The organism is Clostridioides sp. ES-S-0190-01 (genome assembly GCF_020658275.1).
Taxonomy (GTDB): Bacteria; Bacillota; Clostridia; order Peptostreptococcales; family Peptostreptococcaceae; genus Clostridioides.
Genome location: NZ_JACVWA010000003.1, coordinates 18,790 through 41,926 on the forward strand (window position 1 = coordinate 18,790; position 23,137 = coordinate 41,926).

26 protein-coding genes are annotated in these 23,137 nt (G+C 22.5%); 5 read left to right on the top strand and 21 right to left on the bottom strand.

Going from position 1 to position 23,137, the window contains the following annotated elements; genetic code table 11:
- Positions 1–151 precede the first annotated feature (151 nt).
- Complete coding sequence (locus tag IC214_RS00550; protein ID WP_227825166.1) at positions 152–499, top strand: DNA-directed RNA polymerase subunit alpha C-terminal domain-containing protein; 348 nt, start codon at positions 152–154, stop codon at positions 497–499.
- A gap of 38 nt (positions 500–537) precedes the next feature.
- On the opposite strand, the gene IC214_RS00555 is transcribed toward IC214_RS00550, so the two are convergent.
- From IC214_RS00555 to IC214_RS00605, 11 genes are all read right to left on the bottom strand, one after another.
- Entirely contained in the window at positions 538–1,080 is a 543-nt protein-coding gene (locus IC214_RS00555) for a hypothetical protein (protein ID WP_227825165.1), read from the bottom strand.
- Positions 1,081–1,093: 13 nt separating this feature from the next.
- Complete coding sequence (locus IC214_RS00560) at positions 1,094–2,101, bottom strand: hypothetical protein (RefSeq protein WP_227825164.1); 1,008 nt, start codon at positions 2,099–2,101, stop codon at positions 1,094–1,096.
- A 507-nt stretch (positions 2,102–2,608) separates the two neighbouring features.
- Positions 2,609–2,935 (bottom strand): hypothetical protein, encoded by a 327-nt coding sequence (locus IC214_RS00565; protein ID WP_227825163.1) that lies wholly within the window; start codon positions 2,933–2,935, stop codon positions 2,609–2,611.
- Positions 2,936–3,282: 347 nt separating this feature from the next.
- Positions 3,283–3,504, bottom strand: a complete 222-nt coding sequence (locus IC214_RS00570; RefSeq protein ID WP_227825162.1) for a hypothetical protein — start codon at positions 3,502–3,504, stop codon at positions 3,283–3,285.
- Between the two features lie 87 nt (positions 3,505–3,591).
- Positions 3,592–3,927, bottom strand: coding sequence for a hypothetical protein (locus IC214_RS00575; protein ID WP_227825161.1), 336 nt, complete (start codon positions 3,925–3,927; stop codon positions 3,592–3,594).
- A 54-nt stretch (positions 3,928–3,981) separates the two neighbouring features.
- A complete protein-coding gene (locus IC214_RS00580) occupies positions 3,982–5,520 on the bottom strand; it encodes a hypothetical protein (RefSeq protein WP_227825160.1) in 1,539 nt (512 codons plus the stop codon).
- A gap of 284 nt (positions 5,521–5,804) precedes the next feature.
- Complete coding sequence (locus IC214_RS00585) at positions 5,805–6,356, bottom strand: hypothetical protein (protein WP_227825159.1); 552 nt, start codon at positions 6,354–6,356, stop codon at positions 5,805–5,807.
- Between the two features lie 77 nt (positions 6,357–6,433).
- Positions 6,434–6,934, bottom strand: a complete 501-nt coding sequence (nrdG, locus tag IC214_RS00590; RefSeq protein ID WP_227825158.1) for an anaerobic ribonucleoside-triphosphate reductase activating protein — start codon at positions 6,932–6,934, stop codon at positions 6,434–6,436.
- A gap of 140 nt (positions 6,935–7,074) precedes the next feature.
- A complete protein-coding gene (locus IC214_RS00595) occupies positions 7,075–8,220 on the bottom strand; it encodes a toxic anion resistance protein (protein ID WP_227825157.1) in 1,146 nt (381 codons plus the stop codon).
- Between the two features lie 34 nt (positions 8,221–8,254).
- Complete coding sequence (locus IC214_RS00600) at positions 8,255–9,073, bottom strand: hypothetical protein (RefSeq protein WP_227866130.1); 819 nt, start codon at positions 9,071–9,073, stop codon at positions 8,255–8,257.
- Positions 9,074–9,212: 139 nt separating this feature from the next.
- Positions 9,213–9,755 (bottom strand): DUF2196 domain-containing protein, encoded by a 543-nt coding sequence (locus IC214_RS00605; RefSeq protein ID WP_227825155.1) that lies wholly within the window; start codon positions 9,753–9,755, stop codon positions 9,213–9,215.
- 215 nt (positions 9,756–9,970) lie between these two features.
- On the opposite strand from IC214_RS00605, the gene IC214_RS00610 reads away from it, so the two are divergent.
- Positions 9,971–10,399 (top strand): hypothetical protein, encoded by a 429-nt coding sequence (locus IC214_RS00610; protein WP_227825154.1) that lies wholly within the window; start codon positions 9,971–9,973, stop codon positions 10,397–10,399.
- Positions 10,400–10,431: 32 nt separating this feature from the next.
- On the opposite strand, the gene IC214_RS00615 is transcribed toward IC214_RS00610, so the two are convergent.
- Positions 10,432–10,731 (bottom strand): hypothetical protein, encoded by a 300-nt coding sequence (locus IC214_RS00615; protein WP_227825153.1) that lies wholly within the window; start codon positions 10,729–10,731, stop codon positions 10,432–10,434.
- A gap of 221 nt (positions 10,732–10,952) precedes the next feature.
- Here IC214_RS00615 and IC214_RS00620 point away from each other — a divergent pair, with 221 nt between their 5' ends.
- Together IC214_RS00620 and IC214_RS00625 are read left to right on the top strand one after the other, a co-directional pair.
- Positions 10,953–11,963 (top strand): NlpC/P60 family protein, encoded by a 1,011-nt coding sequence (locus IC214_RS00620; RefSeq protein ID WP_227825152.1) that lies wholly within the window; start codon positions 10,953–10,955, stop codon positions 11,961–11,963.
- A gap of 155 nt (positions 11,964–12,118) precedes the next feature.
- Positions 12,119–12,859 carry an MjaI family restriction endonuclease gene (locus tag IC214_RS00625; RefSeq protein ID WP_227825151.1) on the top strand — a complete coding sequence of 247 codons (741 nt, stop codon included), beginning with the start codon at positions 12,119–12,121 and terminating at the stop codon, positions 12,857–12,859.
- A 360-nt stretch (positions 12,860–13,219) separates the two neighbouring features.
- Here IC214_RS00625 and IC214_RS00630 read toward each other — a convergent pair whose 3' ends face one another.
- Positions 13,220–14,023: a hypothetical protein gene (locus IC214_RS00630; protein WP_227825150.1), complete on the bottom strand. Its 804-nt coding sequence runs from the start codon at positions 14,021–14,023 to the stop codon at positions 13,220–13,222.
- Positions 14,024–14,050: 27 nt separating this feature from the next.
- On the bottom strand, positions 14,051–14,458 hold the full coding sequence (pth2, locus tag IC214_RS00635; protein ID WP_227825149.1) for an aminoacyl-tRNA hydrolase: 408 nt from the start codon (positions 14,456–14,458) through the stop codon (positions 14,051–14,053).
- Between the two features lie 131 nt (positions 14,459–14,589).
- Here pth2 and IC214_RS00640 point away from each other — a divergent pair, with 131 nt between their 5' ends.
- The gene (locus IC214_RS00640) at positions 14,590–15,237 is read left to right on the top strand and encodes a hypothetical protein (protein WP_227825148.1); all 648 of its coding nucleotides are present in this window, start codon (positions 14,590–14,592) and stop codon (positions 15,235–15,237) included.
- Positions 15,238–15,293: 56 nt separating this feature from the next.
- Here IC214_RS00640 and IC214_RS00645 read toward each other — a convergent pair whose 3' ends face one another.
- The 7 genes from IC214_RS00645 to IC214_RS00675 all read right to left on the bottom strand — a co-directional run.
- Positions 15,294–16,430 carry a hypothetical protein gene (locus IC214_RS00645; RefSeq protein WP_227825147.1) on the bottom strand — a complete coding sequence of 379 codons (1,137 nt, stop codon included), beginning with the start codon at positions 16,428–16,430 and terminating at the stop codon, positions 15,294–15,296.
- 152 nt (positions 16,431–16,582) lie between these two features.
- On the bottom strand, positions 16,583–16,873 hold the full coding sequence (locus IC214_RS00650) for a hypothetical protein (RefSeq protein ID WP_095903682.1): 291 nt from the start codon (positions 16,871–16,873) through the stop codon (positions 16,583–16,585).
- Between the two features lie 905 nt (positions 16,874–17,778).
- Positions 17,779–18,462 carry a DUF4116 domain-containing protein gene (locus tag IC214_RS00655; protein WP_227825146.1) on the bottom strand — a complete coding sequence of 228 codons (684 nt, stop codon included), beginning with the start codon at positions 18,460–18,462 and terminating at the stop codon, positions 17,779–17,781.
- A 151-nt stretch (positions 18,463–18,613) separates the two neighbouring features.
- Positions 18,614–21,817, bottom strand: a complete 3,204-nt coding sequence (locus IC214_RS00660) for a tetratricopeptide repeat protein (protein ID WP_227825145.1) — start codon at positions 21,815–21,817, stop codon at positions 18,614–18,616.
- Positions 21,818–21,830: 13 nt separating this feature from the next.
- A complete protein-coding gene (locus tag IC214_RS00665) occupies positions 21,831–22,091 on the bottom strand; it encodes a hypothetical protein (RefSeq protein ID WP_227825144.1) in 261 nt (86 codons plus the stop codon).
- Between the two features lie 120 nt (positions 22,092–22,211).
- Positions 22,212–22,730, bottom strand: a complete 519-nt coding sequence (locus tag IC214_RS00670; protein WP_227825143.1) for an ImmA/IrrE family metallo-endopeptidase — start codon at positions 22,728–22,730, stop codon at positions 22,212–22,214.
- Between the two features lie 289 nt (positions 22,731–23,019).
- Positions 23,020–23,137: transposase (locus tag IC214_RS00675; protein ID WP_227866131.1), on the bottom strand; the 118-nt coding region annotated here is incomplete at its 5' end.

The following is a 23,137-nucleotide window of genomic DNA, read 5'->3' on the forward strand; positions in this document are numbered from 1 at the left end:
CTTTTCTTTAAAAATATATACCATTATATGTATATATAGAGTTTTAATAACAATTTATATGTTTTATAGAAAATTTTTTTAGTAGTTCAAACTTTAATTATATTTTTTTATATTTTATATATGATTATAAAAAATATAAAAGGAGAAAAATATGAATCAACTTAAATTATCTAAAAAAATAGTAAATTATCTAATAAAAGCTAATATAAACTCCATTGAAAAGTTAAAAACGATGACATCTAATGATCTTTTAGCAATAAATGGTATTGGACCTAAAAGCTTAGAAGAAATAAAACAAGCCCTTAGTTTACTCCCTAAACCAAATAATGTTACAGAAGGGGTATTTACAAAGAAAAGGTATTTAAAATCTGAAGGAAGAAAAAGTTACAAAAAAAATAAATCTATTGTAAATAAATTAAACGGAAGAGTTGTCGCTTTAGACACTTGTGTAAATGGGATTAGAATAGATAAGAGATACTGCATAATTAAAAATAATTAAAATAAAAAAGCTCAGCATATGCTGAGCTTTTAAGTAGTTTATTGTTTTAAGACATTCTTTAATTTAAAAAAGGTATCTTTTCTAAGAGAACTTAATCTTATTTTAAGCTTCTCTATCTCATTATTTTTATTTTCTACCCTCTTGTATAAACGTCTTAAGCCTTTACTTTTTTCTCTAATAGATTTAATTCTATTTGGTGTTAATTCCTTGTTTTTAATATTATTTATTTCCTTTTCTATTAAAATAATTTTTCCTTTTCTAAATAATATATCCTCTTCTAACCCTATTATTTCATTTTTGTACTTTTCTCCAATACTACTAATTTCTTTATTACACTTTTCCATAACCATATTTAAATTAGCTCTTTTAAAATAAGTTTTATTATAGAGGTCCTTCCTTAATTCTTTGTACCTATCTTGAAACCAAATAGATTCGTAATTACCTCTATTTTTTTTATAACTTATTATATAATACTCTTCATCATGTGGATCAAATATAAAATATGCATTCTTTATATTTATATTATTTCCATCATTTGTTATAAAAATTAACTCCTCTTTATAATTAAAAACTTCACTCATAATAATCCTCCCATTATAAAAATTGTTCTAAGAAATCAAGATATATTTTCCTATGGACATTAACACCTTTCTCTAAATCAAAACCTCCATCTGTATTATAAATTCTATAAATAAATTCTTCTTTAGTAATATTATTTTGGCATCCTATAGTAAATAACCATCTCCCATCTATATAAATCGCTATTACTTTTCTACTTCTAATAGTTTCTTTTAAGATATTATATTTAAACATATCTCTGTTTTTTATTAGTTCAATACAAAAACCATCTATTTTTATAGCTTCTAAACAAATCTCATAAGTCTGGTTTTTTATATATATAATAAAGCTTGGATTATTTTTAATAGTCTCTATAGCTCTTTCCTTTATTGTTCTTTTTAATATATCTCTATCCTTTATTGCATACATTTTAGATAATTCTAAAAGTATTTCTTCTGTATATTTCTCAATAAAAATAATAACGTCTAAATTTTGCTTTATAGCAATAAGATATAATTTATTTTTTTTATATGGAGATAAATTATTATTTATATAAGCTATATTCCATGCTTCTTGTCCAACTGCTTCTAAGCACAAATTATAAACTTGCTTATCTGTAAGGTTTAACAAATCCCAGTTCATATATTTTAAAACTTCTCCAAAGCTTGTTATTGCCTCAAGGCAAATAAGATAGATTTGCTTCTCTGAAAGATTTTTTACTATTTGAGCCCAATGTATATTCTTAAATGCCCAACGGTTTCTCTTTACTGCCTCTATACATATCTCCATAATATCTTCTGTTTTTAAATTAAGCTTATTCCAATTTATATACTTTATACTATCTCCATTTTTCCTTACAGCAGTTAAACAGATTTGTTTAATCTCTTCTTCTAATAGCGTCATGCTATCCCATCTTACATATTCTAAAGCCCTCCCATTCTCTTTTAATGCTTCAATACATACCCTATAATCTTGGTTCTTTATACACTTTAAATATATGCCATTTTTCATTGCTATTTTTAAATCTATTTCATACTGGTTCATACACTCTCTCCTTCTAATAGATTATTTTTTATATAAACTTTTTAACTATTTAGTATAGTTTTATGTTAATATTTTTATAATCTAAAAGGATTGTTTTTATTAGATTGTTTTATGTTTTTAAATAAATAAATATATATTATTTTATTTTTTATTTATTTTCGCATTTTTTAAATGTTATAAATTATCACATAATATTTTTTATTGTATTTATTGTATTTATAAAACATTTTTCGATATATATGTACACAAAAAAAAGATTATATTATATAATCTTTTTTTGTGTACATATATATTAAAACATTATTAGATAGCTTGGTATTTATTAATTAACCAGCTAAATTCAGTTGTTCTTTTAGGTTTAGGGCCTAAAAAACCTAAAAAATTTGCCCTCAAGGATCCCGCAGTGATGATTCTATCATTCTTACTCTAACTTCTTGGAACCTATTTTATCTTTACTTTATTATGTTTTTCTAAAAAAACAAAACAAGAAGGTTTATAATAATTATTTTAATTATCTGTTTCACATAAAAAACAAATTTCTTGTGATATACATTCACTCATAAAGTATATTTTTAAAAAAATACTTTTATAAGATATCTCAATTTGTTCATCTTTTATAAAAGAGAATACTCTCTCTAATAGTTTTTTATAATTATTATCACTTAAGTCTTTTAAACTCTCTTTTGATAACTCTTTTTTTATATATATTTTCAATTTATTAAAAGACTTATAAAATTCATCCATATTAACATTAGATTCGCAACTATTTTTGTTTTTTAAAGTTGTTACCATATTGTAAAGCTTGTCTATCTTTTCTATGTTATATGTATCCATTTTATCATTCCTCCAGTTATGTGTTTAAAATAAGCTTATAATTACTTAACTATTAGTTATAATAACATATAAATTATATTATAGTATAAGCTTTTTTATTCATTCTTTATATAAAATTTTATCATTTTTGTTGTTTATAAGCAATAAAAATGATAAAATTTTTAATTTAATTTGAGAATAATATTATTTTAAGATAAGTTGGATAGTGCTTATAGACTTTTGGCACATTAATACTACTGTAGAGAATTGACTTTGTTTTTAATATGAGATATTTAATTTTTAAAAAAAGGAGTTTTCTTAAAATTGATTTTTCTGATAAAACTCCTTTTATCTACAAACATAGAATTTTATTCACTCTTAGATTTTTTTCTATTTTCAAAAAAACTTAATCCAAGTTGAAATATTATAAATCCAGTTGTTATACCTAATGCACTTACTGGTATTGATTTTATATTATCGAAATTTCTTAGAGCAGAAAAACATAACAATACCATAGATACAGTAGCCAAAAAAATAGCAACTTGTTTTAATGGTATTGAAATTTTTAATTCTAATTCTACATCTTTCATAATATCATTCCTTTCCAATAGTTAATATATTTTAATTATATCTAAACATAAGTTAAAGAATAGGACTATTCCTCCCGACCATAATAATTAAAACAGCCCTATCTCAGCCAATGAGTCATAGATATAATCAAATTCGTCTAAGTCATTAAAATAATTTTTAAGAACAAACAAAGGGATATAAAACTCAACAGCGTTATTATCCTTTATCTGTTTTATTACTTTATATTTTTCGCCACCAAAAACAACGTATTTTTTCTTCACATTATTATTAGATATATAATATATAACTAAATCATCTTTAACTTGTCTTAATGGACGTTTATAAGAAGGCATAGAAAAGATATCTTCTACTTTCAGTCCTCCACCTATACTTTTTTTAAGAACCTTTTTTTCTTTTAACGCTTCAAGTAAATTATTTTTCATTTTGTTTTACTCCAATTTAAACATCTTTAATTTAGATATTTTCTTATTTTAAGATTATATTATGCTAATTTCTACCTTATCTTTTTTTAAAGGTTCTGTAATTAATCCTAATTCTAATAATAGTTTTGAATAAGAGCCATATTTCTTAATTAAATAATTGATATGAACTCCACTATCTTTAAGACTTCGGATAGTTGGTTTTTTACCCAGAGCTTGTGCCATTTCTAAAATTATCCTCTTACTTTCTTCCAGCTCTGCATCTGTATATTTATTTTTTAAAGGCTCTGTAATTAATCCTAATTCTAATAATAACTTTGAATAAGATCCATATCTATTAATTAAATAATTTATGCGAACTCCATTGTCTTTAAGATCTTGAATAGTTGGAATTTTACCCAAAGATTGTGTCATTTCTAAAATTATTCTCTTACTTTCTTTTATTTCTGTATTTGTGTACTTGCTTCGTTTTGGCAATTTAAGTTTTGCTTTTATTTCTCCCCAATTACCAAATTTCCTAAAAAATGTTGCTGTTTTTATTCCATATTCCTTAAGCTCTCGTATAATTGGAGTTTTATCAAGTATCTGGTAAACTTCCATTATTTCTTTCATAGTTTTATCTCTAAATATTTTTTCTTTTTCCTCTTTAATAGTTTTAGCTTTCTCTACAATAGCTTTCAAGTTAAGGCTATCTATCATATTTTCATAACTTCCATAATAAGAAAATAAAATTTTAATTGGAATCTTATAAAAAACAAGACGAGTCATACTTGGCACTTTAATTTTATTTTTTGTTAATTTTATTATCTCATTATTAAATACTTCTATATCATATTCTTCTATTTTTAGTTTTTTATATGCTTCTTTAAGGCTTCCATAAGTCTTTTTCAATAGATTAACATCTACTCCTCTTTTTTTCAGAAGAAGCTCAGATGGTGCCCTTTTGTACTTATTTTCATTTTTAATGTCTAATATTTCTTTTTTTATATTTTTTATCTTATCTTCATCAAATTTAGAAACAATTGACTCTAAATTCAATTCTTTTTTTATTTTTTCCCAACTACCCATTACTCTCATTAATTTATTTATTTTTATTCCATTTTTCAATAGTTGTTTGTGTGTTGGAATACATTTCTTGTTATTTGTTAAATCTAATATTTTTTCTATTATTTCCTCTATCTCTTTTATATTCGATACTTTTTCCAAAAGTATCGCATTTTTATCCTTATTTTTTTCAAGTAAAGGATTTTCTATTACTACATCTGTTTTTAACTTACTCTTTACAGTACTCCATTTACCATACTTTTTTAGTAAAGGTTTTATATTTATATTATTTTCTTTAAGTTCTTCTCTGTTAGGTATTTTACCTAATCTATCTCTTAATTCTTCAACTTCTTTTAACACATCTTCTGCGTTATTTGTTTTATTTATAAAGCCAAGATTTTCTAAAACTTTATTCCAACTTCCATAAATTTGATGTAACTGTTTTACATCAGAATTATTTAAATCACTAAAACTTGGCACATAACCATTTTCATTTATAAAATTATTTATTATATTTTTTGTATATTCTACATATCCACTTGGTACAAACATAAAATTTTCCTCCTTTATAATAAACCGTTCACTAATTTTTTAAATTCGCTCTTAAAATTTATATTCATAGTTTTCAAAAAAATTACTATTACTTAAATTCCTATTTAGCGACTTATTCATTTAAATATATGCATTAATTAAATTTAAATTTACTAAGTATCCAAAGTTAATCAATATATACATTTTTATCTTATTTACTAATTATTATACCATAACAATGTCAAAAAAAATACTTGTAAAATTTTTAAATTTTACAAGTATCTTTTTTCTTTCTATTTTTTATATTAAATTAATTGTAATTTATTTATATCATTTTCTTTTAGAAATAATTCTATATTCTTATTATATACATATAACACTACTTTTTTCTTTTCTATTTTTGGCACTACAGTAACATCTTTTCTTTCAGGAAACATATTTTTATAAATTTCTGTAGTTTCTACTATTAAATTAATCTTAGCTAATTTCAAATTTTCTTTATTTAATTTGTTCATATGCATTAGAGCAATTCTATTTGCTAAATAAAATTCTAACTCTGGATCTTCGACACATTGTTTATTATCTTGTTTTACAATTATTCCTAATATCTTAATTGTCCTATAAATATCATTGAGAGGTATATTAAACATAACTGAAAGTTCAGTTATTTCATCAACATAAATTTCTCCTTTCTTCATTTTCTCACTCCAAAACACATTTAATCTATTTTTCTTACTACTATCTTCTTCATTTTTATCATCATTAGTCTTAGTCTCTATAGCTTGGACAACCACCTCAACAATATCTTTCATCATTTTTTCTAAAGAAGCACTTCCTTCACAAATTATTTTATGCATAATAATACCTTCCTTTTCATTTTATATTATATATAATACCTTTTTTATTGTTTATAGTCAACGTAATTTGTATTTTTTTATAATATTTTTTCTATTTTTCCATTTTTTAAATAAATTAACCTTTGATTATACGAACCTCTAAACTTATAATTAATAGATTTTTTATCTAAGTCAAACTTACCATCAACTAAAACATCAATTAACTTAATAACTTTAAAAGATATCACTTCTTCATAGTTATATCCAGTATATAACCATATATCAAAATTATATTCTTTTAATTTTTTTCTAATGTCTTTAATAATGTACTCTAATTCTTCTTTTTGTAAAAGGGGATCTCCTCCACTAAATGTTATACCTTTATAATAGCCATTACATTTTTTATATTTTTCTACTATGAAGTTAACAATCTCCTCATTTGAGTACATAACACCACTGTTTATATCCCAAGTTTCTGGATTATGGCAACCTCTACATCTATGCTGGCATCCTGCAAGAAATATAACTAATCTTAAGCCTGTCCCATCAACTATACTTTCAAATATACATTCTTCTTTATTCTTAGCTAAAACAATCATATTCTTACCCCCTTATATCATTATTTAATATATTAATACTAATTTTTTATATATTATAGATAATGAATATATTAATAATTCATATAAAAACAATAAAATAGCAATTGATTATTAAATGTAACAACCAATTGCTATTTTATCTATATATTAAATTTTTCAACTCCAAAATCACCTTTATTAGAAGCTATTTTAGGACCTGAAGCTCCTTGAGTTAAAATTCCCATTTTTAATTCTTCTAATCTACTTGCATTTCCTTTAAAATTTGACTTATTCTCTATTTCAATTCTTCTACATTCGTCTATCCCTTCCATAATTTTTTTATAAGAAGTCTCTAATGAATCTAAACTAATTTGACTATTACCTGCTAACTTTGATATTCCAGGAGCTTGTTTAGATAAATGTTCAGCATTTTGTATTAGAAAATCATTAGTCATATTTCTAACGCTTTCAATATCTTTATACATTTTTTCTTGTTTTTTCAATACTATCGCATTTATTAAACATTGTTTGAATATAGGTAAGGTAATTATAAAAGAAGATTTTATTGCTCTCATAAGGTCAAAATTACCTTTTTGCATTTGCTGGATCATCGGAATGTTCTGTAGAGATATATTTTCAGCTATTTTTAAATCATAGACCCTTTGCTCTAACATATCTCTATTATTTTTTAAAATATTAATCTTTTGTAAAGATATATTTTCTCCTGAGTTTAATGCTTTTTCTTCTAAACTTGGAATTAATTCATTATCTAATTTTTCTAAAGCCATTTCGCCAGCTACTATATATTTTTCTAAATCTCGGTAGTATATAATATTAGATTCATACAAGTTAGTTAAATTCTTTATTTGCTCTTTTATATCAACTTCATGTTTTTTTAAATCTAAGTAAATTTTATCAACTTCATTTCCAATTGTTGTACATCTATCCACTATATTATCAAAAGAGCTTTGGGCTTTATTAAACATCTTCTTAAGAAATCCCTTTTCCTCTTTTTGCAAGTCTTGTAAGTCAAAACCTTTAAATGTTTTATTTAATTTATTTAATATAGCTCCTATATCTTTTTCTTTTTGGATTTTTTGAGTTGTGCTTAAAATTTCATCAGACAACCTTGAAATCGAATTCGCAGATTTATCTCCAAATGCTAAAATATTCTCAATCTCACTTATGTCTATTTTAGTCATTATACATTTCACATCTTTATCATTTCGTAGATTTAGTTTATATTCTTCTGTAAACTTCACTGCATACTCATTAACTGACACTTCATTTAAAACTAAACTTTCCATTTTTTATCCTCCTTTTAATTATCTCCTAATCAAACTATTTCATAAAAACTGCTTTTTCTTCTATTACATCTTTATTTATTCGCTTTAATAAATCTCCACATTTTTTTAGTTCATTTAAATTATTTTCTTCTTCCATAGAAAAACTCTTTTCATTTTGTGCCCTATAATTTAAATCATGAAGCAATTTTACAAATGCTAAGATTGCTTCATTCTTAGCATTTATAACTTTTTCTTTTTCATTAAGACTATAATTTCCTGATATTATTTTATTGTTTTTATCTACTAACTCCTTTAAATTCAAGAACGTTTCAATTATAACTATATAATACTTATTTTTACAGTTGACCTCTATATCCTCAACATAAGTACGAGTTTTATAATTTAAACTCGACCCATCTAAATTATTAATAATAAATTTTTTTATACATAAGAAATCAATAAATTCAAACAAGATTTTTTCTCTATAGTTATTTAGATTATTTATTTCTTTTTTATAATCAGTATTTATACAAAATAATCCAAGTATTGGTACTAAATACTTCCACTTAAAACAAATATCTAACTTATCTAATGTTATTCCTATTAAAACTGTTTTATATTCTTCAGTAACTTCAATAATCTCTTTATTAATAGCTTTTTCTAATTTTACACAATTCAAAGTCAAAAAAATAAATTGAATAAACCTTGATAAAACTACAATAAAAAAAATAAGTAAAGCTAAGTTTGTTGAAAACATTAATACAATCAAAAGGATTATAACTTCTATCATTATCCCAAATAATAGAAATAACTGTTCCACAATGTCCTCAAATTTATCGACTATTAGTTCTATTAATATACCTATTACAAACACATCCTTACTTTATATAGTCATTTCGTAAATATGCTCCTATCATTTTTTACATAATTATATCTTTATAATTATAAATCCTATTTATAACTTACTATTTAATAAAAATTATAACATTTATATTGTTTATATTCAACGTATTTTATCTTTTTAGATATATTTCAAGTTCCAACAATTTTTCTTTTGTTATTTTTCTTTTCTTATTGATAGAAAAAGCTTTTACATTACTCTCTTTAAAATTATCTGTTATAAATTTCTTTCTGCTAATTGGCTTTAATACATAATTCTTATCACTTATCTTATTTAGTTCTTTTTTTGCCATTTCAAGATCATCAAATAAATATGCTAAATTTTCATAGTTGCCAGATATCTTATTTAAATGTCTAACAACAAGAAATTTTTTATTTGACTTATCCCAAATAGAATAGATTTTAGATTCATTTATAAATAAATTGTAAAATTTGAAATTTTCTTTTTTCAACTGATTTTTATTGACTATATCTTTAACAGCTCCTTTTTTCCCATTTGTTAACTCAACAATTATTCCTCCTTTTTTATCTTTTTTTGAAATGATGGTATCTACATACCCCCTTGTTAGCTTCTGCGACTCTTTGTCTTCTTTGGCCACTATTTCTACTAAAAGGCCTTTAAATATATTATCTAATTTACTTGTATCTACATACATTTATTTATTGCTATTTTATCTATAAAATAGCAAACTCTCACCCCCATAACTTTATAATTTTGTTATATCTTATAAATTATAAATCGCAATTTTATTCTTTATATATGCACTATAAAACAGCATATAAGTTGAATAAAAAAAAATTATAGGAACTATATTATCTAATAATAGTAAAAGTTTTTTATTTTAAAAATTTATAAAAAGGTGATGATTTTATGTTAAAAGAGCTTAATGAAATTTTAAAAAACTCTATTCTAAAAAAATTTCTAATTGAAATTTTAAAAAATTATAAGATTATGGTAATAACGAAAGAAAGAAATGATTATAAATACACATTGTACTCTTATACTGAATTAGAAGGTATTTATATAGAGATAAGAGAGGGGATATCTTTTGAATACTTTGAGTATTTATCTAAAAATGAACCTACAGAGTGTTTGAATTATTTAATATATAGTAATAATATGTATTATAATAATGCAAATTTTAATACACTATATAATCTTATAAAAAAATTTAATCTAAAAGACATAAGTGATTTTTATAGGATATTTAACTCCTATAAAGAAGATGAAAGTGAAGCCTTAAAAGATTATCTGTTATACAATAGCTCTATAAATACATATTTATTAAATAAGATATAAGTTTTTTACTTATATCTTATTTAATATTACAATTAAAATATGTTATCTATAATTGGGATTATAAATGTAGTATTATTTATCTTGAGTAATTCTATCTTATTCTCTTCCAATAAATTTTTTAACATATACTTTGTAGCTGTTTTAGATACATTTAAATTTATTGCCAGGTCTTTTACCTTATATTCTGTATAGCCTTCTGCCATATAAAAAAGCCTACTTAACTTTTCTTTAATAACAATATCACTTTCTTCATTTAGTATTTCTTTTAATATTATAGAAATACTACTATTTTTCTTACTGTAATTATATTTTATTAGTTCTAATAATTCCATTTATCTAATAATCAATTGAATATGGTTTTAGCAATTCAATTAAATATTTACCTCCTCTCGTTTTTAATACATTTTATTATTAAGTTATTAAATTTATTCTTTTTTAGTATAAGTAATAATATTAATATTTTAATAGTTGCTATTATTCATATATTTATTATATTTTATTTCTATTCTGATTAAATATAATAAATATTAACTTTGTATTTGGAGGAAATTAAATGAAAATAAAAAAGAAAATAATTAGTATAATATCGCTAATAATAATTGGGGCTAATCTATTGCCAGGAGTAGCGTATGCTTCTCCAAAAGAAGATTTGGAAGAGAAAGTCCAGATATTAAACAGTAATATAACCGATAATATAATAAGAATTAAAGATTTAGAAGAAAAAATATCTATTACAGAAAAAGAAATTTTAGATAAACAACATAAAATAATAGATATAAAAAAAGAATATAATACTAAAAAAATTCAACTTGAAATGTGTAATGATTCTAAATTAAGCAAGTCAATAAAGGGTAATGATTTTAAAGTATTAGAACTTATTTTGAAAAGTGACAGTGTAAGTGAGTTACTACAAAACATAGAACTTTCAAAGGTTATAATAAAACAAAACAACAAAACTTTAAAACTTTTAAATGTAAAAGAGGAACAACTAAATGAATTACAAGATTCATTAAAGAATAAATCAGAGAATTTAAATAAGGATAAAAAGAATTTAAAAAAAGAACAAAATTCTTTAAATAATTCTAAAAAAGAAGCTGAGCTTGCTTTAAATAATTTAATTCAAGAGGAAAAAATAAATAAAAGAAATCAAGTGGATCCAATGGAATTTAAAGATTTAGATTTTAAACTTCCTGACCCTAATGCAACTCCATCTGAAAAAGCAGAATTACTAATAAACAATGCAAAAAAATTTTTAGGTCTATCTTATGTTTGGGGAGGGACAACACCTTCTGGATTTGATTGCTCTGGATTAACACAATATGTTTATAGAAGCATTGGAATAAATATACCCAGAGTTGCAAGAGACCAACAATTAGATGGAAATCAAGTTAAAATTGATGAACTATTACCAGGAGATCTTATATTTTTTGGATATCCAGCTCATCATGTAGGCTTTTATATTGGGAATGGAGAATATCTCCATGCTCCTCGAACTGGAGATGTAATAAAAATATCTCAAATTGATTGGAACAAAGTTTCTTCTGCTACAAGATTTATAGAGTAGTTTATTTTTAATTTTCTTTATATTATTTCACCATTTCTGTTGACTATATAAAATTTTTTAACTATAATTAATAATATAAGATTAATAGAACTACAAACTTTTTTAAAATTTAAAATGAATAATTAAATAATAGTAAAGGATACATAGCATTCAAAATGTTAGATTTATTTGAAAACCCAATAGATAAAAAAAAATTTAACAGTACCAATGAAATTTGGAATAAAATGCACTTTAATTCTCCTGTGAAAATTGGATATACAAGTAAACTTGTTAAAGAAAAAAAATTTTCAGATAAACTTGATTGGGCCGATTTTTATTTTGAAAGTGGAGAAAAAAGAAAAGAGTTGTTAAAATTAAATCCATATGATAAAAATATAAATCTTAATTATGGAAGAACAAAAAAAGAAATTGCTAAAATAGGTTGCTACCTATATAAACATCTTTTAGAAACTGGTAATCCTTTAAAATTAACTAAAGAAGAATGTATGTTGACAGCTTATTTTCGTATAATTGGAGAGACTTGGAATGGCATAATCTGGAGAGAATCTAATACTAAAGATGCTTTATCAAAAAAGATAACCAATTTAGGTTATGAAGTTTCTTTAATCGACACACCAAGCGATTTTGATGTCTTATTCGCAGTAGATTATGAAATATACTTTAAAGGTTCTATTGTTTGTGGGATTCAGATAAAGCCCAAGAGTTATTCTGCTAATAACTCTTACTTAAATAAAACGATAGAATTAAATGAAGAAAAGAACCAAAAATATAAAAAAAGATTTAATAGAGATGTTTATTATGTTTATGCAGAGACATCAGGGATAATTTTAAATGAAAATGTTATTCCAAAAATAATAAAAGATATAAAATCGAATCAGATAAATTTTTTTAATTAGTTTTTTTTAATTAGTTTTTTACTCATAATTTTTTTAATATTATATATTAATTTTTTAATACACAATTAAGACATAATCAAAATTTCAAAAAAATCACCACTCTATAGTAATAAAATTATAGTTACATATCTATAATATTATGTATAAAGTAAAAATCAGGATACATTTTATGTAATTTTAATTTGCTTACCACTCATGAAGAGTGTTTATATAGATATTTAAAAAAGGAATAAATTATTATGTTGCCCCATCCAGGTTAAAATGGATGTTTATGTATATAAGGAGAAGTTAATATATGTTAGAGCTAAAAAAATATACCAGTTTATACTTATTTAAGTATATAAACTGGTATATTTTTATTTAATCATATATAACTTGTTTAAACCCAATGTTTATAATAAGTGTAATAAAATCATTTAATCCTACTGTATACATCTTCCCTTTACTAAAGACATTAACGTAGTCAACCTTTTCTCTATTAATTAAAACCACTAAACTATTGAATAAATTCTCCTTTGGTATTGTTGTGATTGGATAATCATTACTGGAATTATCTATGATTTTGTTTTTCTTACAGTAGTCCTCTATCTCTTTTTCTTCTAAAAAAATTCTTATAAATTTTAACCCCTTAGAATCATTATATATATTGTATCTAATTATGCAATTTAAGATATCTTGTACAGATAATGTATTGTGATATATGTAATAGATATATTCATTTTTAAATAATACATTATTTAAGCTTCTAATAAGATTAATATTGTCTTCTTTTATTAATGTATTATTAAAATTTTCTGTTTTATTAAAAATATCAAAGATAGAATAATAATATGAATAATAATCTTTTTCTATTTTAGTATTAAAAATTATTCCAGATAACCCCCTATAAAATAAATTATTTAACAATAATAATAATGAGTTTAATTTTATTTCACTAACGAACATAATTTTATCAATTTTATTATCCAATAAATACTTATTTGCTAAGGTCTCTTCTTCAAATAGTATTATACTAATATAATCTGTTAAAGTAATTGGTATTATTACTGGTGAACCTTTTGTCTCAATAAAACTCAGCATATAAAATTTATCTAAATTTAAAATTTTATCTAATGATTCAGTATAAAAATTATTATTGTCACTAAATATTAATTTCTCTAACATTAAACATCACCAAACTTTCATATTATTTTATAATAATTTTAAATCTCCTGTTATTTTATCTATTTTATCCCCTTTAGCTGGACCTATAGCTACTGCTGTTTTTTGTTTAACTCCATTAAATACAGTTAATCCCAAATCAACAGTCATATAAGTAGGAAGCTTCATCTCCATAGCTTTATTATATACATTTGTCAACTCTGACTCAGAATTTACATATAGGCAAACTTTTTTAAATATCCCATTAATCCAAACATCTAAATCAGAATGCCTTTCAACATCTAATATTAATTCATAGTTATTTTTATTAAGTTCTTTTCTTCTCATTATTTCTAAAATAGCTCCCAAAGAAGCATGGCTCCCTTGAGCAACCATTTTACCTTTTGGCATTTTCAAATCTTTTCTTATAATTATTACTTGTTTTATATTATCTTCCATTTTTATATCCTTTCTGATTTTTTTAGTATATTTAATATAGATATTCTATTTGTGTTTTATAAATTATTTTTTTATTATATAATTGAATTAAGTTATTGTTTGAATAAACCTATAGGAAGGAGATAAAAAATTTGCCTTTATTCGAAAATTTAAAAGATGATGTAATGAATACAATTACTTATAAAATGGATGACCTTCAAGAAATATTTTCTTCCCCAGATAATTTCCTTCTTAGCTTTAATAAAAATACTATACATGATATAAATTTATTATGTACGATAGGTTCAGTAAATAAAGAGGAATTGTATAAGGAATTATATTTTAAAAATATAGATGGGATAGTATTATTAATTAAAAATAATTTAGAGGAAATTGAGAACTTGATTGTATTAACCAATATAAAATATAAAACAGGAGAATTTGAAATAAATATAGAATATAATGATGAAAGAATTTTTACTATAAATATCCCTGAAAAGTATTATAAATATGAATACTCGTATATAGAAAATTCCTTATTAGAGTTAAAAGAAAACTTATCTGTATTAAAGCTTAAACATAAGAGAAGCAGAATACATAAAGAAGATATACAAAATCAAATAAATAAAGTAGAAACAGAATTAAATAGCCTTATACATAAGAAAAATACATTAGATAGAATTACTTCTAATTTAAGTTCTTTCTTAAATGGATATAATTTTTTAGACTTTAGAAGACTTTCTTCTCTTTTTTCTGATAATGATAACAGTGATTTTAATGACATATTATCTATTTTATAAAAAAATCAATATAGTAATAGCTAATAAAAAAACCTTATATGTCTTTTTATTAGCTATTACTTATTAAATAATACAAACACATCTTGATTCGTTTTTAATGAATATTTTTTCTTTAAGACCTTATTAGGTTTTATACTTTTCCCAATAAATGAATTGTCTTCAGATAATTGTTTCCATTTTTTATTAAAAGTAGATATACTTGTACTAACTTTGTCAGATCCCATAATCCATTCTTTTGCTACTATATTGTATTCCTTTAGATAAAAATAGAATAATCGTTCTATCTCAACTATATGAGTATTTTTCTTCTTATTTTTAAAAAAATATAAGTCTTGTTCTAAATTATATTCATCATTCAAAATTTTATTTATTCCAGTTCTATTTAAATTGCAATCCTTTATCAATTCTTTCTTTGTATATAAATCATTTGATTTTAATTCTTTAATAGAGATATTTATACTTGGAATAAAGTATAAACAGACATTGCTCTTTATGTCTAATTCATCTCTTATTCTATCTGATTCTATTCTTTTGACTAACCCAAACAAATTGTATAAGTTTATAGTTTTTGAAATTGTACTTATTGAATAATTTAAACTATATTCATTTTTTAGATGTCTAAGCGATACAAAAAATAATTCTTTATTATTAAAAATAATAGACTCTGCACTAACTTTTTTCCCATAATTATTTAAAGCTATATATATATCAATTTTTTCTTCTAACATGTCTTTTAAATATTTATCTTTAATTAACAATTCTTCTATAATCTTTATATTTTCAGAGTACTTTTGTATTCCAAAATTATTCTTTATTTTTTCTCCAAATCCTTTTTTTATTAAAATACTTGAAATTTCGGTTAGTCTACAATTAAAAAAAATACAAAGTAAATCATATATATCTAATCCATATAAAATATATCTTTTAGTAAAATATCTCATTTTGCCATTAGCATTTCTACTTATCCAACAAAAATTATTAGCTATAAATTTACATTCATAAAATGTATCTATTTCCATATTTAACAATATACTTATATCTATATTTTCTATATCATTTTTATTTGAAAGCATTTCTTTTAAATAAACAACATTAAATATATTAGATAAGTTATGTTGTATGTTTGCATATATTTTTTTTATATATTTATTAGTTAAAGTAAAAATACTTTTGTTCGATACAACACTATCCATTTTATTAACCTTTTTCTATTTTTTTACTTGATAAATTTAAAATGTTTTCTAATCCCCCATACATATCAATATTCATCCTTCCAAAGTATTCTATATTTCTACTTTAACTTATAATTTTAATTGTTTTTAATATCTAAATATTAATATAATAACTATGCAACGCAATCTAAAATTAAATTAATATCATTATCTGAAAATTTATATTTCAACTCAGGCCATTTAATATATGTTATTGCTTCTCTTTTACTTTTAACTGCCTCTACACATATCATTAGAGCCTGTTCTTTTGTAAAATTAAATTCATGCCACTTTATATTACGAATCTCATTACCATCTTGTTTTACCACCTCTAAACAAAGTTCAATTATCTTATCTATAGATAATTGGCTACTACTAATATTAGCTATCTTATCTGTAATTTCTATTACCTCATTATTATTCATAAATATCCATCTCCTATTTTATTTTTATATTGTTTATATAAAATTTAATCATTATTAGAATATAAAAACATCTTACCTTTCATTTTTAACTTATATAAAGGCTCCTATAGTCTTTTTTTACAACGTTTAGATAAATACATCCAAAGAACATTTCTGATAGTCTCTAAACTCGTTCTACCATGTCTTTACTAAAATTTGTTTTAAATTCATATTTTTAAAAGCAATTTTTTAAGTACTCATACTCAATTCTCCTTTTTTATAATTATTAAATATAAAACCTATTTATCTCTTTAATTATTATAGTTTTAATAATTTATTTTAATTAGATTTTTTTAATAAAAAATAAGAATAAGTATTGATTTCTAAAATATAAATTTAAAATTTATGATTTCCTAATATTATTTATTATAAACATACAATAAATATCTACATAATATTATAAATAAAACAATAAGAAAAAAGAGATGAATTTGGGGAGGGAGTTGTCACTATATATAAAAATCTCAACTAAGCTTGCTAAACAAAAGTTAAATAGGCATAACTATAAGAGATAGCCTTAGATTAATCAATATAGCTAAATTTAATATTTGGGCATTTTAAATCCATTTTTTTATAAAGAATATTTACAATAGCACTATGGACAATCTCTGCTCTTTGCTAAATTAATCATCTTTACACTTTATATATTACTGTTATAAACACTTAATGTCAAGCTTTCGTTGTTTATAAAAAACAAAACAAATAATTTTCAGAATATTCACAACTACTCAGAACAATAACCTATATTAATATACTAAAAAATAGTTTTTGTCAAGTTTATTTTTTAAAAAAACCTAAAAAACAAATGTACTCAAAAGATATAATAAAAAAAGAGTCATCTGTACTTTAGACAACTCTTTTCATTACTAAAACCTTCCTATAACTTTTTCTTTATCTCTTATATACTCAAAAACTTGTTTATTTTCTTTTAATGCTTCTAAACAAATTCTATCTGTTTGATTCTTTACATATTGAAGTGCAAATGGATTCTGTCTAACTGCTTCTAAACAAATATCTTCTGTTTGAGTATGAACAAACTCTAAAGCTAAACCATTTTGTCTTACTGCTTCAATACAAATTTTCTTTGTCTGTCCTCCTGCATGTTTAAGAGCCAATCCATTTTGCCTTACTGCTATTAAACAAAGCTTTGTTACTTTATGTTTTACATATGCAATTAAATTTCCATCTCGTACTAATGCTTCTGAGCAAATTCTATCAGTTTGGATAGGAGCAAATTGGAATGCATCTTCGAATTCCTGTATTGCTTTTAAGGTTATATTTTCTATTTGTTCTTTTGATAATTTATCTTTTAATAAATCAAAAGGTATATATCTAAGATTTAATCCTTTGTCCACAACTGCTTCTAAACAAAGATCTTCTATTTCCCAGGCTGATAAACTATCTTTTAAATCATCCCAATCTACATATTTTATAGAAGTGCTATCATTGATAATTGCTTCCCTGCAAACTTCATATGATTGTTCTTCTATCTCTTTTAAATAACTCCCTGTTTCCATTACCATTGCTAAATTATACTCTAATTGGTCCATTAGACATCCTCCCTTATCCTAATTCAAAATATATTTAAATATACCATTTTTGTTTATTTCATTATATATATTAAATATCTTTAGTATTCAAAATAATAAGGGAAAAGGGAATATTACTATAAATATAAATTTTACATTAATAATATCAAATTTATATTTCTGAATTTGATATTATATCCATTATAATATCTATTTTCACTTTATATTCTGGATATAGTTTAAGCCTAAATGTGACATCTATACAAATATGTTTTAATAATAGAGTATAAAAACCATTTATGTCATTTTTTAAAATTGTTTTAATTATATTTCTAAATTTTTTTATATTATTTTTATTATTTATATCTAAGATATGTATAATCCTTCTCAAATAGCTTTCATTAAAAAAATATTCATACCTACTTTCTATTAATTTCTTTGCTGTCTTCCAGTATTTATTAAAATTACCAAACATAGATGAATTTATAAACCCAGCTATATTAGAAGTATCTTTTCTATAATAACAGCTATAATACAATGAGGTAAATTTATCATCTATAAATATAAATGCATCTTCTTTGTTTGATATCTCAAAAGCTTCAATATCTGATGTGCCTATAGCATTTTTAGGTAAGTTTATAAAATCTTTTAGATATATGTCTTTAGATATTATAATCCCCTTTTTTAGAGAATTTCTTATATCACTAAAGTTTTTCAGCTCAGATTTTTTATATTTTTGATCTTTCTCACTAAACTTTATTTTTCCTTCAATTAAATACAAACTTATTTCTTTATTATTAAAATTAGAAGTCAAATCATTTAGTACATTCTCTATATCTTCTACTAAACGCTTTGGGACATAAACATTATAATAATTCATAAATTCATCAAGTAAATTAAATTTACTTAGTAATAACGTTGTAACCATTGTTAGCACTACTTTACTATCTTTCTCTACATAATTTGGAATACCTGCCTTGAAATACAAATCTTTAGATAGTAATAAATAGTCTATTGTATCATTAATCCTTTCTAAATCAGAAAACAAATAATTAATAGGAGCTCCAAAAGACTCCATTTGTTCATCTTCCCCTAAATAAATATTAATACGTTTATAAAACAAATCTAAATCTTTTTGTAATTCTACCATTAACTCATTATTTTTATTATCCTTTAAATCTTTTTCTTTTATAGAAAAGCTTTTTATACTACTATCTTTTTCTTTACATCTAATTTCTAAACACAATCTTGTTAAAAAGTTATATTTATTAATTATCTCTATTATTATATATTTTTCTTGTTTGAAATAAATTTCATCCCCAACTTTACTTCCCAAAAGATTAATCCATAGATCTTCATTTGTATTAATCTGTAAACAACCAAATCTCATATCACTAATTCTATAAAAAAATTCTTTATTTAAACAAACTTTCAAAAACTTGTTTTTATCCGATCTTAATATAACAACATAATCAGATTCAACTAATTTAATTTCTTCCATATTCTTTTTAAGATCAGATAAATTTTGTTTCTTGCTTTTTAACAAAACATTTCCTATCCTATTTGCAAGATTTACATCTATGTTATTTACATTAAAAGCAACCTTATAACTTAATTCTCTCGCCTTAACAGTATCTCCAAGCTTCAAATACAATTCACTTGCAGTTATTAAATATAATGGCTCTTTCTCGTTGTTTAACATATCAGCAAATTCTTTTAAATTATCTAATTCTTTATTTACTAATTTCATCTTAGCTAATTCATTTGCCCAATCTATTTTTTTAGATTTTTCAAATGATTTTTTAGCCACAAAGTAAGCCCCTTTATATAACTCTTTTTTAAGATAGATAGAATACATACATTTTTCTATATATTCATTATAGGTATCACTATAAAATTTAATATATATTTCTAAGATATTATCATAATACTCATCCATATTCTCACTTAAAACAATAGAAAGATATCTTTTAAAAAATCTTATATCATAAATACTATTTTCTTTTACTATGTTAAGAGCTTTTTTAGTATTATTCATCTCTTTATATTCACTTGCTACCTCTAATAAAATTGAAGCTTTATTTTTTACATCTTTTACAATTTTATCTAAATAAAATTCACTCTTTTCTTTATTTTTTGAATTAGCTTTAGCACATAATAAATCTATAAGATGTCCTTTTATCTTACATTCTTTATCTATTACTTTAATTAAAAAATCTTCTCCATGCAAATTTAATACAGACAAACCATAAGCAAAAAAAGCAAACTCTACATTTTCTAAAAAATCTCTATGTTTCTGAAATAATTCTATTATTTTAGACCAATTTTCAAGGCTTAAATAATTATTAATTATACTTGGAATATATATATCTATTTCAGCATTATTTTCTAAAAGATATTTGCTAAGTTCCTCTGCTTCTTCATATTTATCATTTAAATTAAAAATATTTATCTTTAAAACATTAAAATCAGTGTCTTCTTTAAAGATATCAGGTATATTATTAATTTCTTCAAGAGCTAATTTTTCATCGACAAATAAAAGAGCCAGAAGTTTATAGTATGATATTTCCTTAAACTGATTAAATTCTAATTCCTTTTTATTTATTTCTTCTATTTCAATCAAACATTCATTAAGAAAGGCTCTTTCATTTTCATTGACTTCATCTAAGCATCTACTTATAGGATTTAATTTACAAAGTATATAATCAGCCTTATACTTACTTCCCATTTCTTTTATCTCAAATAAAAGTTTCTCTGCTTTATTAAAATCTTTAATTGCAATTAAAGATTTAGCTACATATGATTTTATTTCTAATATTTCTAAATATCTTTCATTGTTAAACTTTTCTATTAAAGTACTGTATTGTTGAGAAAGATATAAATATTTAGCTTCCTTACAATCTATATCTGTTCTATTCATATCCATACGATCAAATATAACCATTAATTCTCTAAAGACCTTATCATCCTTATAAAAAATAGCTATGTTAAATTTAACATTTATAAATTCAGCTGTTTCTTCTCCATATTTTTTTAGTTCTTTGAAGTATTCAATTAATCTATCTTTCTTATTTGTTACTATTGATAAAAAACAATTATATTGTAATAACTTTCTTTCAATAACTTCGCTAAACCTATCTTGTTTTTTCCTATATATCCAGTTAATCTTATCTTCTATCTCTTCATATTTTTGGACCTCAAACAAAGACTCTATTTCATCTAATTTTCCATTCATGTAATCATCTACTATTTTTTCATTTTTATAAATATTTGATTCTTGTATTATAGTGTTTCCACTTAAAATTACCCCATTTATCTTTTGTTCAGAAATATTGTTATTAAAAAAGATTCCACTTAATATTTTCCTTATTCCCATAATATTAATCCTTTTATTTATTATTTTGTTTTATTTTATTTTTAGATATCTTCTTACCTTTAATAAGTTGTTTATTATCTCCTTGTTTCTTATTATTATTTAACTGAGATATTTCGTTATTTAAGATATCTTTACCCTTAATAACTTGCTTGTTATTTTTCTTACTTACATTTATTTTATTCTGACGTACTCCTATAAAAGTTAATATTATAGTTATTACTCCTATTACAATTGTACCTATAGCTCCTATCTTGCTCCAATCTAAATTATCCATGGTCCTCACCTCTATTTCTATGGGATATATTACCTATATAATTAAAATTATATCTTAAATAAAATATATACTTCAACAAGGAATTTAAAAAGGTGCTTTTAAAAGCACCTTTTTAAACAATTATTTTTTTATATATCCTAAACTATTTACTCGATTTAAAGAATCTCTTTGAGTAACATTAAAATATTTAGAAACTTTATCTATATTAATTACATCATTCTCTTCAATAAGCTCAAATTCACTTTTAGGCATTAATAATGCAAGTGCAAACTCTTTAGCTTGTTCTTCTTCTTGCAAATTTTTACTTTTATAAAATTCATTTATTTTCTGAGAATTCCATACTTCCTCATCTATATTATATCTCATGTGCAAAAATAAGTGTCCTAATACTTTAGCTATATGCATATTGCGTATATGATTAGATTGACCATAAGGAATCACTATTTCAAATTCATAGTGATTATTTTTTAATTTTCTAATATAAGATTCTGAAAATTCACTTAAAGAATCATCTTTTTTAATTATTCCTCCCATTTTATCAATAACATTATTCATATCTTTTATTGGAATTTCAATCATATAAATATCTATTATATCTTTTGTTAGTTCATTAATTAAATTGATATTTTTTTTATTCATAATAATTCTCCTAAATATTTATAAAATAATATTTATTTTTACGAATAAGCATAAATATTATTATTTTTTATAAAATAATATATTATTTTATAATTTTTATTAATATAAATATTTTTTATTATTTTTCTTCTAAATGTTTTAAAAAAATTAAATAATCATCTTTTTGAGAATTTAAGTTATTATATTTAAAGATATTTTTATCATCTATTAACATATTTTGAACTACTCCACCTTAACTACCCTTGGTAGCGTTTGAAGATGAAGATTCCTATTCGATAGCACTTTTGTACTAAGCATTCATAGGCTCTAAGGGCTGTTCCATCCCCACTAATCTTAATCCTTCTTTTAGTATATTTATACTTGCATTTATATCCCTGTCATGTTGTGTATTACAGTCTGGGCAAATC